This is a genomic window from Mesobacillus jeotgali, assembly GCF_014856545.2.
GTDB lineage: Bacteria > Bacillota > Bacilli > Bacillales > Cytobacillaceae > Mesobacillus.
In genome coordinates this window covers 3749219-3763895 of the sequence record NZ_CP109811.1, presented here as the reverse complement: position 1 = coordinate 3763895, position 14677 = coordinate 3749219, and the positions used below count along the sequence as shown (strand labels likewise).

The window sequence follows — 14677 nt, the reverse complement described above, 5'->3', positions numbered from 1 at the left end:
GTTATTTCATGATTTCTTCTGCCACCTCTGTGTTGACTAAGGTGTCATGGCTGACTTCCTCAGGAAGTTCCCCTGCTTCATCCATGATGTCCTGCAGGTTTTTCCATTCCTCTTCATCTAGAATCGGGTCAGTTGCGAATGAACCCTGACTCTTGTATCGATCAACAACCGTTTCGATCATCGACAAATCTGTATCCTTAAAAAATGGCTGGATAACCTCCGCTGTTTCTTTGGCACTGTGTGATTCCACCCACTTCTGTGCCTTATGGACTGCGCGGGTGAATTTCTCGATTGTCTCCGGGTTTTTCTTCATGTAGCTTTGTTTGGCCATAAATGTGGTATATGGTACATGACCGGACTCAGTCCCGAAAGAAGCGACGATATGTCCTATGCCCTCTAATTCAAACATGCTGGCCTGCGGCTCAAATAGCTGTACGAAATCACCAGTTCCGGAAGCGAAGGCATTAGGTATATTCGCGTAATCAATATTTTGTATCATCTCTAAATCTGCCTTTGGATCGATGCCGTGCTTCTTAAGGACGAATTCACCGACCATTTGCGGCATGCCACCTGTACGCTGGCCGAGATAGGTAGATCCCTTTAACTGATCCCATGAAAAATCATCGATTTTTTCTCTGGAAACGAGGAAGGTGCCATCTGTTTGCGTCAGCTGGGCAAAGTTGATGACCGGATCATTTGATCCCTGGGCATAAACATAGATCGATGTCTCAGAACCGACGAGGCCGATATCTGCTGCATTAGAGAGCACGGCTGTCATCGTCTTGTCGCCGCCCCAAGTTGTCGTTAATTCAACTTTCAATCCCTCTTCCTCAAAAAATCCCTTTTCAAGGGCAACATATTGAGGAGCATAGAAGATTGAACGTGTTACCTCTGCAACTTTGACAGTCTGTACCTTGTCTTGACCGCAGGCAGCTAGAGGTATAATAAGTACTGCAATCAAAAATAAAGCAAAACCGGCTTTGAACCATTCTTTCATGATGATGCCTCCTAAAAATCTGTCTTAATTTGGGCTTACAGTATCGTATGAATCACCCAAAAATGTGTGAATGCCCAGGAACCAATTTTGAAAAAATTCATATAGAAGGAGTGTTAACTTTGGAAAATGACGGGCAAATCATCTCAGCTTATAAATTTCCTTCCCCCAATCCGGCCGTCGAGCTGGAAATGGTCAGCTATTATGCAGGCGGGTTGCGGGTAAAGGGGCTTCTGGCCAAGCCTGCTGATGGAAGTGGTACAGAAGGATTTTTGTATCTGCGCGGCGGAATCAAAAATGTAGGCAAGGTACGCCCTGCCCGCATTGCACAATTTGCGTCTGAAGGATTCACGGTTTTCGCTCCTTTTTACCGGGGGAACCAGGGGGGTGAAGGGGATGAGGATTTCGGCGGTGATGACCGGGTTGATGCATTCGCCGGATTCAAGCTGCTTCAATCCTTGCCAGGAGTGGAAAAGGTTCATATCTTTGGTTTTTCACGCGGTGGGTTGATGGCTTTGCTGACGGCCATTCAATTTCCGGAGACAGCGTCGGTCGTTACCTGGGGAGGGGTAACGGATATGTTCTTGACGTATGTGGAAAGAAAGGATTTGCGCCGGATGATGAAAAGGGTAATCGGCGGGTCGCCGAAAAAGGTGCCGAAAAGATATAAGTTCAGGACACCGTTGTATGAAATCGAAAACCTAAAGGCCCCGGTGCTGCTGATCCACGGCAGGAATGACCGCAATGTATCGATTGAACATTCCTATCGCATCGAGAAAAGGTTAAAAGAATTGGACAAGCCAGTGGAAAGCTGGTACTTTGATGAATATACGCACTATTTTCCCCCGGTGATGAACCGGAAAGTGGTCACCGATTTAACGAATTGGATGAAATCACACGAACAACAATGATAAAATGAATATGAAATCAATGATGAAAAATAGAGGAGCGAGTACGATGGGGATGCCATTAGAGTTGAATACAATGATCGTTACAAAGGGCCGGGAAAAGAGGCTCGAAGACAATTTCTTCTCTCTGAAAAAGGAAGGCTACAGGCTTTATCCAATTGACATTCCACTAGAAGTCAAGAAAACAATCGAAGGCGACCTGACAGGAACAGGCGTCATATCAAAAGTCGAGTGGACCGAAAATGAGACAACAATTACTTATCAATTAGTATCCTTAAATTCTACGAACTAAGCAGGGCACATTTTGTGCTCTGTTTTTTTATTGCCCGAAAAAGAGCGGAGGAGAGGGAAACGGTAAAAGCAGAAGGTCTGCATTGCCCCAAAAAGAGCGGAAGAGAGGGAAACGGTAAAAGCAGAAGGTTTTCATTTCCCGAAAAAAAGCGGAAGGGAGAAAAACGGTAAAAGAAAAGCGTCTGCATTGCCCGAAAAAGAGCGGAAGGGAGAAAAACGGTAAAAGCAGGAGGTCTACATTGCCCGAAAAAGAGCGGAAGAGAGGAAAACGGTAAAAGCAGATGCCCTTCATTGCCTGAAAATAACGAGAGCAAGAAAAAAAGTAAAAGCAAAGGCCATCTCCTCTCCAGAGATGGCCTCAATCAACTTCTTATTTCGCTGTCGGTCCGCCTTTTTCTTCGATCACTGCTGGTACATTTGTGAACTTTTTGAAGTTTTCGCGGAACTTTCCTGCGAGTTCATTTGCTTTTGCGTAGTATGCTTCTTCGTCGTTCCATGTCTTGACTGGCTGGAGGACATCGTCAGGTACACCAGGTACATGTGCCGGAATATCCAGGCCGAAGATTTCGTCCTTGACGGTTTCGACATTGTTCAGTTCGCCTTCAAGAGCTGCCTGGACCATGGCGCGTGTGTACGCCAGCTTCATGCGGCTGCCTGTACCGTACTCCCCGCCTGTCCAACCTGTGTTCACTAGGAAAACTTTCGCATTGTGCTCGTCGATCTTTTCACCGAGCATTTCCGCGTATCTTGTTGCTGCAAGCGGAAGGAAAGGTGAGCCGAAGCAAGTTGAGAACGTTGCCTGCGGTGAAGTGATGCCGCGCTCAGTTCCAGCAAGCTTTGATGTATATCCGCTCAAGAAATGGTACATTGCTTGTTCCTTCGTAAGCTTAGCGATTGGAGGCAATACTCCGAATGCATCAGCAGTCAGGAATACGATAGCGTTTGGATGACCGGCAATGCTAGGGTCCACGATGTTATCGATCGCCTGGATTGGATAAGCTGCACGAGTATTTTCAGTCAGGCTGCCATCATCATAATCCGCAATGCGGGTTTCATCATCGATCACGACATTTTCAAGAACAGATCCGAAGCGGATTGCATCATAAATCTGCGGTTCTTTTTCCTTCGATAAGTTGATGCACTTCGCGTAGCAGCCGCCTTCGATGTTGAAAACACCATTAGCTGACCAGCCATGCTCATCATCACCAATCAGGCGGCGATTGTTATCAGCTGACAAAGTGGTTTTTCCAGTTCCGGATAAGCCGAAGAACAAGGCAACGTCACCTTCGCGTCCCACGTTTGCAGAGCAGTGCATGGAAAGGATGCCGTTTTCAGGAAGCAGGTAGTTCATCACGGAGAAAATCGATTTCTTCATTTCACCTGCATATTCTGTTCCGCCGATCAACACGACGCGCTGTTCAAAGGAAACGATGATGAATGTTTCGGAATTTGTTCCATCAACCTCTGGATCCGCTTTGAAAGTCGGTGCTGAAATGACCGTGAATTCAGATTCGTGGTCAACAAGCTCTTCCTCAGTTGGACGGATGAACAATTGATGTGCGAAAAGATTGTGCCAGGCGTATTCATTGATGACCTGGATTGGCAGGCGGTATTTCTTGTCAGCACCAGCGAATCCTTTGAATACAAATACTTCCTCTTTTTCTTTAAGGAAATTTAATACCTTATTATATAGTTTTGTGAAAGATTCCTCGGAAATCGGCTGGTTGACAGAACCCCAGTCAATTTTATCCTTCACGGACTCTTCCTCGACAATGAATTTATCTTTAGGTGAACGGCCAGTATATTTACCAGTAGTCGCTCTGACTGCACCAGTTGAAGTCAGGAGCCCTTCGTTCCGGTTCAGGACTTTTTCAACAAGCTGGGGAACGGATAACTGCACCTGTACATTGCTTCCTTTTAATAAAGCTGAAAGTTCATTTGATATTCCTACAACATTCATCGGAGAATACCTTCCTTTTTAAAAGTTTAATAATTTGTAAGTGTTTACATCTCGTTATTAGTATAACACATTAGTTTAATTAATCTATACTAATGACTCGAAAAATTACCTTGTACCTAACTTGCGTTATATAATTCTTTCTTTATATAGTCAAGCGAAAAGATGCTTTCGGGCCGATTTTATTTTACATAAAAACTTTCATTAACAATCGACTTTATTTTCCAAGAAAACTTTCAACAACTATCGACAAATTTACCGAAAAAACCATTGACATGCAATTATAGTTTCGTTATGATTTGGACTTGAACGGATACTCTCTTATCCCGAGCTGGTGGAGGGACAGGCCCAATGAAACCCAGCAACCTGCAGACGTGAAAAAACAGCCTTTGGAATGCTGATCTTTTTCCGGGCAAAGGTGCTAACCTGACGCAAGGGAACTGCCCTTGAACGATAAGAGCGAAAGGCGCGGATTTAAGCAAAAACCTTTCCTCGTAATTGGAGAGGTTTTTTATATTGCTTTTTTCTGTCCGATGCATGAAAATGCTGCTGGACTGCCTTCTTAGGTGTCATTGCTCCCGTGGGTGAAATTAGGAAAAGAGAAATCCACCATGAATCCTAAACAAATTTTTCTAATAAAAACTCAGCGTTTATTTCATACTACATAGGGAATGAGTACCGTATCAACCCGAGGTCTGTATTGGGACAGCCTCGATCAATTTTTATACATGAGGGAGGAACTCAGATGTCAAACAAACGCCGTTTGTTCACTTCTGAATCAGTAACAGAAGGCCATCCGGATAAAATCTGCGACCAGATTTCTGACGCGATTTTGGATGCGATCCTTGCAAAAGATGCTAATGCACGTGTTGCTGCTGAAACATCAGTTACGACAGGCCTTGTACTAGTTGCAGGCGAAATCACTACATCTACATACGTAGATATTCCGAAAATTGTTCGTGAAACAGTCAAGGAAATTGGCTACACTCGCGCGAAGTATGGTTTTGACTCTGAAACTTGCGCAGTTTTGACTTCAATCGACGAGCAGTCTGCAGACATCGCGATGGGTGTTGACCAGGCACTTGAAGCACGTGAAGGACAAATGTCTGATGAAGAAATCGAAGCAATCGGTGCAGGAGACCAGGGCTTAATGTTTGGTTTTGCCTGCAACGAAACGAAAGAGCTTATGCCTCTGCCGATTTCATTGGCTCACAAGATTTCCCGCCGCCTGACTGAAGTTCGCAAGGAAGAGATCCTTCCATACCTTCGTCCGGACGGAAAAACTCAGGTGACAGTTGAATACGATGAGAACGACAAGCCAGTCCGCATCGATACTATCGTTATCTCAACTCAGCACCATCCAGAAGTTTCGCTTGAGCAAATCCAGCGCAACCTAAAAGAACATGTCATCAAGCCTGTTGTACCAGCAGAATTGATCGACGAAAATACAAAATACTTCATTAACCCAACTGGACGTTTCGTAATCGGCGGACCACAGGGTGATGCAGGTCTTACTGGCCGCAAGATCATCGTTGATACTTACGGCGGATACGCTCGCCATGGCGGAGGTGCATTCTCTGGTAAGGATCCTACTAAAGTTGACCGTTCAGCTGCATATGCTGCCCGTTACGTTGCGAAGAACATCGTAGCTGCCGGCCTAGCTGAAAAAGTTGAAGTTCAGCTTGCATACGCAATCGGTGTTGCTCGTCCGGTATCGATTTCAGTTGATACTTTCGGAACAGGCAAAGTCAGCGAAGATGTTTTGATCGACGTTGTAGAAAGCAACTTCGACCTTCGTCCTGCCGGAATCATCAATATGCTTGACCTGCGCAAGCCAATCTACAAGCAGACAGCTGCTTATGGACACTTTGGCCGTTCTGACGTTGACCTTCCATGGGAACGTACAGACAAGGCTGAGGCACTTCGCACTCAAGCACTAGGAAAATAAAAAAGTACAAAGGGAGTTGCATAGAAATATGTAACTCCCTTTATTATTTGCCGTCTAATCAGGGAACACTCAAAAACCCATCAGGTTTGCACCTGGTTCAAAAGGTGTAAAATAGAGTATTACCTTAAATTTCCCTTAGATTTTACTGCAAAAATTTTGCGTTTAATGATAGTATTAGATGGTATGTTTTTAGAAAGATGCATTTCTATTAGGTTCTTTGTTATAAAAATCGCGCCTAGAGCGGAAATCAGCGCAAAACTAAATTTTTTCTGAAATGGAGAAGGTGAAGTACATAATGTGTGGCTTTATCGGTTGTGTACATGAAAATGCACAGGAATTCAGCGGCGATGATAAGCAGCTGTTTAAAAATATGAATGACATCATCACCCATCGCGGTCCTGATGATGATGGATATTTCTATGATGAGCATATCCAATTCGGCTTCCGCCGTCTGAGCATCATCGACCTTGAGGCTGGCCATCAGCCATTGACCTATGAAAATGAGCGCTATTGGATCATTTTCAATGGGGAAATCTACAACTATCTTGAGCTTCGTGAAGAGCTGATTGAAGAAGGGCTTAGCTTCGAAACTCACTCGGATACTGAAGTCATCATTGCCCTATACAGCCATCTTAAAGAGCAGGCTGTCGACAAGCTGCGCGGAATGTTCGCGTTTGTCATCTGGGATAAACAAGAGCAGGTTCTTTACGGTGCCCGTGACCATTTCGGCATCAAACCATTCTTCTATTTTGAAGATGGCGACCGCACGTTCTTTGGTTCTGAGAAAAAGAGTATCTTGCTTGCACTGGAAAACGATGTCCTTGATTATAAGGCATTACAGCATTACCTGACGTATCAGTTTGTTCCAGAACCAAATACAATGTCAGAAGGCATCTACAAGCTAGAGCCGGGGCATTATTTTACAAAAAAAATCGGTTCGCCGATGGAAATCAAGCGTTACTGGAAAGCGAGCTTTTCGCCTATCCACAAAACGGAGGATGAATTCACGAAGGAGATCAGGGACGTCCTGTTTGAATCCGTAAAAATCCACATGCGCAGTGATGTGCCTGTTGGATCATTCCTTTCTGGCGGAATCGATTCCTCCATTATCGCGTCGATTGCGAAGCAGTATCACCCTGGGATCAAGACATTCTCTGTTGGTTTTGAACAGAATGGATTCAGCGAAATTGACGTCGCGAAGGAAACAGCTGATCGACTTGGTGTCGAAAACATCAGCTATGTGATCAGTCCGCAGGAATACATGGATGAACTGCCGAAGATCATGTGGCATATGGATGACCCGCTTGCCGACCCAGCAGCGATCCCTTTGTATTTCGTTGCCCGTGAAGCACGGAAGCATGTAACGGTTGTTCTCTCTGGTGAGGGTGCGGATGAATTGTTCGGCGGATATAATATCTACCGTGAACCGCAAGATCTTGAGATGTTCAACAAAATCCCTCAGGCAGGGAAGGTCATGCTGAAAGGCATCGCGAAAATGATGCCAGAGGGAATGAAGGGGAAAAGCTTCATTGAACGCGGCGTGACACCAATGCAAGAGCGTTATATCGGAAATGCGAAGATGTTCTCTGAAAAAGAGAAGAGCGAGCTGCTGCACGTGTATAACGGACAGTACGATTACAGGGATATCACGAAGCCTCTTTACAGAGAGAGCAGAGGATATGACCCAGTTGATACGATGCAATATATCGATATCCATACATGGATGCGCGGTGACATTTTATTGAAGGCTGATAAAATGACGATGGCTCATTCACTTGAGCTTCGTGTTCCATTCCTGGATAAGATTGTTTTCGAAACAGCTTCGAAGATTCCTACAAGCCTGAAGACGGCTAACAATACAACGAAGTATATCTTACGTAAAGCGGCTGAAGGTGTGGTTCCTGAGCACGTGTTAACCCGCAAAAAGCTGGGCTTCCCGGTGCCGATCCGCCACTGGCTGAAGAATGAAATGAATGAATGGGCAAAGAATATCATCAAGGAAAGCAACACAGAACATCTCATCAATAAGTCATACCTTTTGAAGCTATTGGATGACCACTGCCAGAACAAGGCCGATAACAGCCGCAAAATCTGGACGGTATTGATGTTCATGATGTGGCATGATGTATATGTCGAAAAAAAATACTCCTTCCAGAAGGAGTATGAGGCTCAAAAAGTATTGCAGTCTTAAAAATCAGGGAAGGTAGGTAATGGCCTGCCTTCCCATTTGCACCCAGGCTTCCACGAAGTCTTTCATGGGTGCTTTTTTATTTTTTTCACCCGTTAATGGGTCATTGAAGTAAATGAAATTTTCATCATAGCCTGTAATCAGGACCGAATGCTCCTTCATGGTTACTTTTACGGGCCCGTCAGGCGTGTACCATGTCTGGAAAAAGCTTTCGTCAAGCTTCTTATATTCCGTGTTCGTGATTACCCAAACCGGCCGGCCATCCGACAGGTGGATTTTCAGCTCTTGTAATTCTGCGCCCGTCAAATCTTTTATTTTGCCGGGAAGATACTGTTCGGCCAGGTCGGCAATCGGCTTGTGGTAGACTCCAAGTCCTGGTTCTGTGTAGGTATACATATTGCCGACAAACCCTTTATTCGGGTCGCCAAAATAAATTTTGCCATCATTGAGACGGTATTGTGCAGGGTTTTTCTTCACTTCTCTTGCGAGTGTCAGCTTGTCAGTTTGTACCCCTTGATGCTGCAGCAGCATCGCCAAACTTGTGACCTCACATCCTCTTGGGAGCTCAGGCATTTGCCAGATAACTGGAGCGTCAAGGATTACCTGTTTTTTAATCGGGATGATATCAGGTTCTTCATTTTCGATGATCACAGGTGCCCTTTCGGCAGAGGGTTCAGGCTCTTCAAGCCAGCTTTTAACTGACTGAACGGCTTTGGCAACATGGGAAGCCTGCACATTTTCCATCAGGAAAGCGCCGAGGATCGAAGTAAAAACAAACAGGAACATCAGGATGGATTTCATCATGCTATTTTGTTTTCGGATCAACAAATAAAACAAGAGCAGCAGAGGTATGATTGCTGCAAGCGGTAAATACAGTTTGTCCACATCCATCACCACGTCCGCATATTTCAAAAATAAAAAGGGTATATTATATTATTTAGTATCGGACTGGTGAGGGAGTTTTTTTAGAGATTCATTCACCTTTGTTGCAAACTTTTATAGTATTGTCCTTTTTCAGCGTATTCTCTGGAAATCCGTTCCATATCGCGGATGTCATCCTCATTCAATTCGCGGATGACTTTTGCCGGTCGACCAAAAGCAAGCGTGTTGGGCGGGATTTTCTTTCCCTGCGGAACAAGGCTGCCGGCACCGATAAACGCACCTTCTCCGATCTCAGCCTGGTCTAGTATGATTGAGCCCATGCCAATCAAGGCTTTTTTCCTGATGATGCAGCTGTGGAGGATGACCTGATGTCCGACCGTGACTTCGTCTTCGAGGATTAATGGATTGTTCGGACTCTGGTGCAGGACTGAGTTATCCTGGATATTCACTTTATTGCCAATAATGGTAGGCGAGACATCACCGCGGATCGAGGTGTTGAACCAGACACTCGATTCCTCGCCGATTTCGACGTCTCCGGTAATCGTTACATAATCCGCAATAAAAGCGGAATCCGCTATTTTAGGCGTTTTTCCTTTGTAGGGGTAAATCATTGCACACACTCCTGTAATTTATTGATGCTTTCATTTTTATTTTTTACTAATTATATATTATAGTTCTTTTAAAGAAAGAAAAAGTATTTGAGTGGGGGAATGGTCATGTGGAAATGGGAAGCTGATGGGGATGCTAAGGCTGTAATCGTGATGATTCATGGTGCGCTGGAGCATCATCGCCGGTATGGCTGGCTGATTGAAGCCTGGCGCTCATCCGGATTTCATGTCATAATGGGTGATTTGCCTGGGCAGGGCATGACAACAAGGGCGAACCGTGGCCATATTGATTCATTTGACGAATATATCATGGAAGTGAAAGAGTGGGTTGAAGCTGCGTATGACTTTGATCTCCCGGTATTTTTGCTGGGCCACAGCATGGGCGGACTAGTTGCCATCCGCATGCTGCAGGAAGAGAGGGTCGAAATTGCCGGCCTGATTTTGTCATCGCCTTGCCTCGGTTTAGTGAATTATCCTTCGAAAATGCTGGATATGCTGTCCCATGGCTTGAATGTCATTGTGCCGACTTTCAGAATTTCTCCTGGTCTGTCAGTGGAGATGGCCACCAGGAATGAGGATGTCAGGGCAGTCGACGCGAATGATTCACTGTACATTACCAAGGTGTCGGTGCGCTGGTACCGCGAGCTGGTGGCAGCAATGGAGCAGGCGTTTGAAAATATAGATAAAGTACAGGACGTCCCGACTTTGCTAGTTCAAGGTGGCGATGATCAGATTGTTGATAAACGTTCTGTCAAGGAATGGTTCAATCATGCTCCCTTGTCGGAAAAAAGATATAAAGAATGGCCGAAGTGCTTTCATGAAGTGTTCAACGAACCTGAACGAGAAGAGGTTTTTGATTATGCACATGATTTTGTCATCAGTCAGCTGAAGGCGATTGGTTATGTGTATTAGATATGGAGAGGGTGAAGCTGCAGCATGATGATCCCATCAATGCCCATCAGTTTGATGTACCGTGTATACAGGCAGGTCCTGCCCCAAGTACACCGTGAGCTTGCATACTGGAAAAGCAGGGCAGAGGAGATTCCCAATCCGGAATTAAGGAAACAGGCGCTGGCCAGTATCGAGCATAAGACATTCCATTGTGAGGGCGGCTCGATTTTAAGCCTGACCGCGAAAAAGCAATATAAGCAGGCGATCCGGTTCATTGTCGCATACCAGACAATCAGCGATTATCTCGACAATCTTTGTGATCGCAGCACGTCAATGGACCCAGTGGACTTTTCAGCGCTGCATGAATCAATGGCGGATGCCCTGACTCTTGACAGCCAGTTGAAAAATTACTATCGCGAACGGGAAGACCAGAATGATGGCGGATATCTGATCGAGCTGGTGACAGTTTGCCGGGAAGTACTTGGTGAGCTGGATCATTATCATAAGATCCAGCAGCATCTACTGGAGCTATGTGATTATTACTGTGATCTGCAGATTCACAAACATGTTGAGGTCAAAGAGCGTGTCCCGAGACTGCAAACATGGTTCGACGGCCACCGTGAAAATATACCGGATATGGAGTGGTATGAATTCTCTGCATGCACCGGCTCGACGCTTGGAATCTTTTGCCTCGTGAGCTACGCGCTTCGCGATGATTTCAAACCAGAGTATGCTGACAGCATCCGAAATGGCTATTTTCCATACATACAAGGGCTGCACATCCTGCTCGATTATTTTATTGACCAGGAAGAGGACCGCGAAGGCGGGGATCTGAACTTCTGCTTCTATTATGAAAATGAAGAAGCATTATTCGAGCGGCTCCGGCATTTCGTGGAAAATGCCGATCATCACACGGCTCGATTGCCGCATCGGAACTTCCACAAGCTGATTAATCGCGGACTGCTCGGCGTTTACCTGTCCGATGAAAAAGTAAGGCGCCAGGAAAGAATCAGGAAGCTGGCAAGGGAAATGATTAAAACAGCCGGCCCCGTCAGCTACTTCTTTTATATCAATGGACGAGCATATCGGTCATTGCAGAGATGGGTTCCTTCGGGAGTGGCGAAAGTGTTTATAAAGTAAAAGTACAGTCAGGGATTAGATTCCCTGGCTGTTTTTTTGTGAGGACTGACCGTCATCAGGGAGATGACGGTCAAAAATCTGTGGGATTATCTAGAAAGTGTCCGTCATCAAGGCGATGACGGACAAAAACCTTCGGGAAAACTGAAAAAGTGTCTGTCATCTGATGGCCAAAAAACTGTGGGAAAACTGAAAAAGTGTCCGTCATCAGGGAGATGACGGACAAAAACCTGTGGGATTATCTAGAAAGTGTCCGTTATCAAGGCGATGACGGACAAAAACCTTCGGGAAAACCGAGAAAGTGTCCGTCATCAAGGTGATGATGGCCAAAAACCTGTGGGAAAACTGAAAAAGTGTCCGTCATACAGACGATGACGGACAAAAAATCGGTGGAATCCTGAAAAAATGTCCGTCATTAAGGCGATGATGGACAAAAACTTGATGGAATCTTAAAAAAGTGTCCGTCACCAAGGCGATGACGGACAAAAATCTATGGGAAACACGAAAAAGTGTACGTCATAAAATCGATACTTCTTTCCTATCTCTTCTCAATCGCAATAATAAATGGCGGATTATTTTTCTGGTTCAGGAATTTATATTCCAATACGTGTGCTATATTTTGATCCAGTGATTTTACATAACGCAATAAATATTCCCGTTCAACTTTGCCTTCTGGGTGTCCATGGTAAATCACGATTACGATGATGCCCTCTGGCGCCATGATTTCCAGGAGCTGGTCGATGGCCTGGATGGTCGTCTCAGGGACTGTAACGATATCCTTATTGCCTCCGGGCAGATAGCCGAGGTTGAAAACGGCGCCGGTTATTTTTCCGAAATGCAGCGGGGGAATGCATTCTGTGATGTTTTCATGTCCGGTATGGAACAGTGTCACCTGGTCCTGCAGCTCATGTTCACGAAGCTTCGTTTTGCATGACATTAATGCTTCATCCTGGATATCAAACCCATAAATCCTGCCGGAAGGGCCGACCAGGTTGGCCAAAAATATCGTATCATGCCCGTTGCCGACTGTCGCATCGACTGCGATGTCACCGGGTTTCACTGCCAGTTCAAGAAGGTTCCTGGCAAAAGGAAGAATCCGTTCAAGCTTCATTTTCAATCACCACTTTGTTCCCAGTATAAAATTTTCCCTGCCAGCTGTCGCGACGCTTCATTTCTTTGTCAATCGCATTCAGTACTTCCCATTTATTGACGCTCCACATCGGTCCGACCATCAGCTCAATCGGTCCATCTCCGGTAATTCGGTGGATGATCATCTCTGGAGGGAGAATTTCGAGCTGGTCGCAGACCAATTTTACATAGTCCTCAAAGTTAAGGAATTCCAGCAGCCCTTTTTCATATTGCTTGACCATCGGAGTCCCTTTCAGCAGGTGAAGAAGATGGATCTTGATACCGTGCACATCGAGCTTCGCGACTTCTTTTGCAGTCTCCATCATCATTTCAGGTGTTTCCTGGGGCAGTCCGTTGATGATATGCGAACAAACCCTGATACCATGCTTCCGGAGCTTGTCCACGCCTTCTTTGTACGTTTCATAATCATGAGCACGATTGATCAGATTGGCTGTTTTTTCATGAACTGTCTGAAGTCCAAGCTCTACCCATAAATATGTTCGCTCATTCAACTCTGCCAAATATTCCACGACATCGTCAGGCAGGCAATCGGGTCTTGTGGCAATTGATAGCCCCACGACACCTTCCTCGTTCAGTACCGTTTCGTATTTCTCCCTCAGGACCTCGACAGGTGCATGGGTATTCGTGAAAGCCTGAAAATAGGCCATGTACTTGCCGTCTTTCCATTTCGAATGCATTTTATCTTTTATCTTCTTGAATTGTGTGCCGAGATCTTCTACTCTGTCACCGGCGAAATCCCCCGATCCAGCTGCGCTGCAGAAGGTGCAGCCGCCGTGGGCTACAGTGCCGTCTCGGTTTGGACAATCGAATCCGCCATCAAGCGCCACTTTAAAAACCTTATGGCCAAAATGGTTCCGTAGATGGTAGTTCCAGGTATGGTATCGTTTATCGTCTGTTGCGTATGGAAAAGGGTTGGCTTGCTTCATGCCAGAAACCTCCTTAAAACCTGTCAGTCAGTAATAATAAAAATTGTACCACTTAGAATAAGTGAATCCAATTGCAAAAAGATTACAAAAAGCTTTTGCCATCATTAAACATTCGCAAAATCGTGATAGGAAAATGTATTGTGAACAAAATAAAGAAGAAGCAGACTTTGCTTCAGCATCAAGTAAAGGAGGGGCTACTATTGGCAACACGTCAATCGGTTGACCAGTTACTTCAGCAATGTGAGGATGCAATCAATCTTGCCCAGGATCAATACAAGGATGCTGCCACACAGCAGCATTATAATGATGGCAATTTTACCAATGCACTGCAGGCACTTGAGGACGCATACAATGATCTTGCCAAGCTTTCCTTCAGCGCTAATTCGCAGCAGCGCGAGCAATTGCACAGAATGAGGCTTCAACTGCAGCAAGTCCAAAACAACATGATTTTGCTTGATCACTAAAACAGGAGGGAAGACATCTTGAAAAAGCGCTCAAAGCAGAATAACCCGGAACAAAAAACAAGGAACGGCATTAATAACCAGGATCTAGAGCTTGGAATGGATCACGATCCGGTAAAAGAAGCGAAGAAAAAATATGAAAAAAGCGGCGGGCAGCCTGTAAAATCTAAATTCCATCCTGAACCAGAGCAATCTTCATAAATTTGTAACACCCTCACTTCTTTGCGGAAGTGGGGTTTTTTTGTGTAATAAGGCGAAAAGCATATTTTGATTAATACCCCCCGTTCACAAATCGGATAAAACTGACGAAAATTCCGTGATGTAAATCACAGATTGG

General features: G+C 45.2%; 14 protein-coding genes and 1 riboswitch. Of the genes, 8 read left to right on the top strand and 6 right to left on the bottom strand.

Annotated elements, in window-relative coordinates; translation table 11 throughout:
* Position 1: 1 nt before the first annotated feature.
* The gene (locus FOF60_RS19235; protein WP_192473424.1) at positions 2–997 is read right to left on the bottom strand and encodes an ABC transporter substrate-binding protein; all 996 of its coding nucleotides are present in this window, start codon (positions 995–997) and stop codon (positions 2–4) included.
* A gap of 119 nt (positions 998–1116) precedes the next feature.
* Here FOF60_RS19235 and FOF60_RS19230 point away from each other — a divergent pair, with 119 nt between their 5' ends.
* A complete protein-coding gene (locus FOF60_RS19230; RefSeq protein WP_225650437.1) occupies positions 1117–1905 on the top strand; it encodes an alpha/beta hydrolase family protein in 789 nt (262 codons plus the stop codon).
* Between the two features lie 46 nt (positions 1906–1951).
* Positions 1952–2194: a DUF2584 domain-containing protein gene (locus FOF60_RS19225; protein WP_192473425.1), complete on the top strand. Its 243-nt coding sequence runs from the start codon at positions 1952–1954 to the stop codon at positions 2192–2194.
* A 369-nt stretch (positions 2195–2563) separates the two neighbouring features.
* Here the strand turns inward: FOF60_RS19225 and pckA are convergent, their stop codons facing one another.
* Entirely contained in the window at positions 2564–4153 is a 1590-nt protein-coding gene (gene pckA / locus FOF60_RS19220; RefSeq protein ID WP_192473426.1) for a phosphoenolpyruvate carboxykinase (ATP), read from the bottom strand.
* Between the two features lie 315 nt (positions 4154–4468).
* Positions 4469–4610: riboswitch (SAM riboswitch) on the top strand.
* Between the two features lie 285 nt (positions 4611–4895).
* Here pckA and metK point away from each other — a divergent pair.
* Positions 4896–6098: a methionine adenosyltransferase gene (metK, locus tag FOF60_RS19215; protein WP_192473427.1), complete on the top strand. Its 1203-nt coding sequence runs from the start codon at positions 4896–4898 to the stop codon at positions 6096–6098.
* A gap of 295 nt (positions 6099–6393) precedes the next feature.
* Positions 6394–8289: an asparagine synthase (glutamine-hydrolyzing) gene (gene asnB / locus FOF60_RS19210; RefSeq protein WP_192473428.1), complete on the top strand. Its 1896-nt coding sequence runs from the start codon at positions 6394–6396 to the stop codon at positions 8287–8289.
* Positions 8290–8292: 3 nt separating this feature from the next.
* On the opposite strand, the gene FOF60_RS19205 is transcribed toward asnB, so the two are convergent.
* Both FOF60_RS19205 and FOF60_RS19200 read right to left on the bottom strand, forming a co-directional pair.
* Positions 8293–9177, bottom strand: coding sequence for a C39 family peptidase (locus FOF60_RS19205; protein WP_192473429.1), 885 nt, complete (start codon positions 9175–9177; stop codon positions 8293–8295).
* Between the two features lie 86 nt (positions 9178–9263).
* Positions 9264–9779, bottom strand: a complete 516-nt coding sequence (locus FOF60_RS19200; protein ID WP_192473430.1) for a gamma carbonic anhydrase — start codon at positions 9777–9779, stop codon at positions 9264–9266.
* 105 nt (positions 9780–9884) lie between these two features.
* Between FOF60_RS19200 and FOF60_RS19195 the strand changes: the two genes are divergently transcribed.
* Positions 9885–10688 (top strand): alpha/beta hydrolase, encoded by an 804-nt coding sequence (locus FOF60_RS19195; RefSeq protein ID WP_192473431.1) that lies wholly within the window; start codon positions 9885–9887, stop codon positions 10686–10688.
* Positions 10689–10712: 24 nt separating this feature from the next.
* Positions 10713–11807 carry a tetraprenyl-beta-curcumene synthase family protein gene (locus FOF60_RS19190; protein ID WP_192473432.1) on the top strand — a complete coding sequence of 365 codons (1095 nt, stop codon included), beginning with the start codon at positions 10713–10715 and terminating at the stop codon, positions 11805–11807.
* Between the two features lie 535 nt (positions 11808–12342).
* On the opposite strand, the gene FOF60_RS19185 is transcribed toward FOF60_RS19190, so the two are convergent.
* Positions 12343–12915: a tRNA 5-(aminomethyl)-2-thiouridylate-methyltransferase MnmM gene (locus tag FOF60_RS19185; protein WP_192473433.1), complete on the bottom strand. Its 573-nt coding sequence runs from the start codon at positions 12913–12915 to the stop codon at positions 12343–12345.
* A complete protein-coding gene (locus FOF60_RS19180) occupies positions 12905–13879 on the bottom strand; it encodes a tRNA modification radical SAM protein MnmL/YtqA (protein ID WP_192473434.1) in 975 nt (324 codons plus the stop codon). The genes FOF60_RS19185 and FOF60_RS19180 overlap by 11 nt, the downstream gene beginning before the upstream one ends.
* A 200-nt stretch (positions 13880–14079) precedes the next feature.
* On the opposite strand from FOF60_RS19180, the gene FOF60_RS19175 reads away from it, so the two are divergent.
* Positions 14080–14343, top strand: coding sequence for a YtzC family protein (locus FOF60_RS19175; protein WP_192473435.1), 264 nt, complete (start codon positions 14080–14082; stop codon positions 14341–14343).
* Between the two features lie 18 nt (positions 14344–14361).
* A complete protein-coding gene (locus tag FOF60_RS19170; RefSeq protein WP_192473436.1) occupies positions 14362–14541 on the top strand; it encodes a glycogen biosynthesis protein GlgD in 180 nt (59 codons plus the stop codon).
* Positions 14542–14677: the final 136 nt, after the last annotated feature.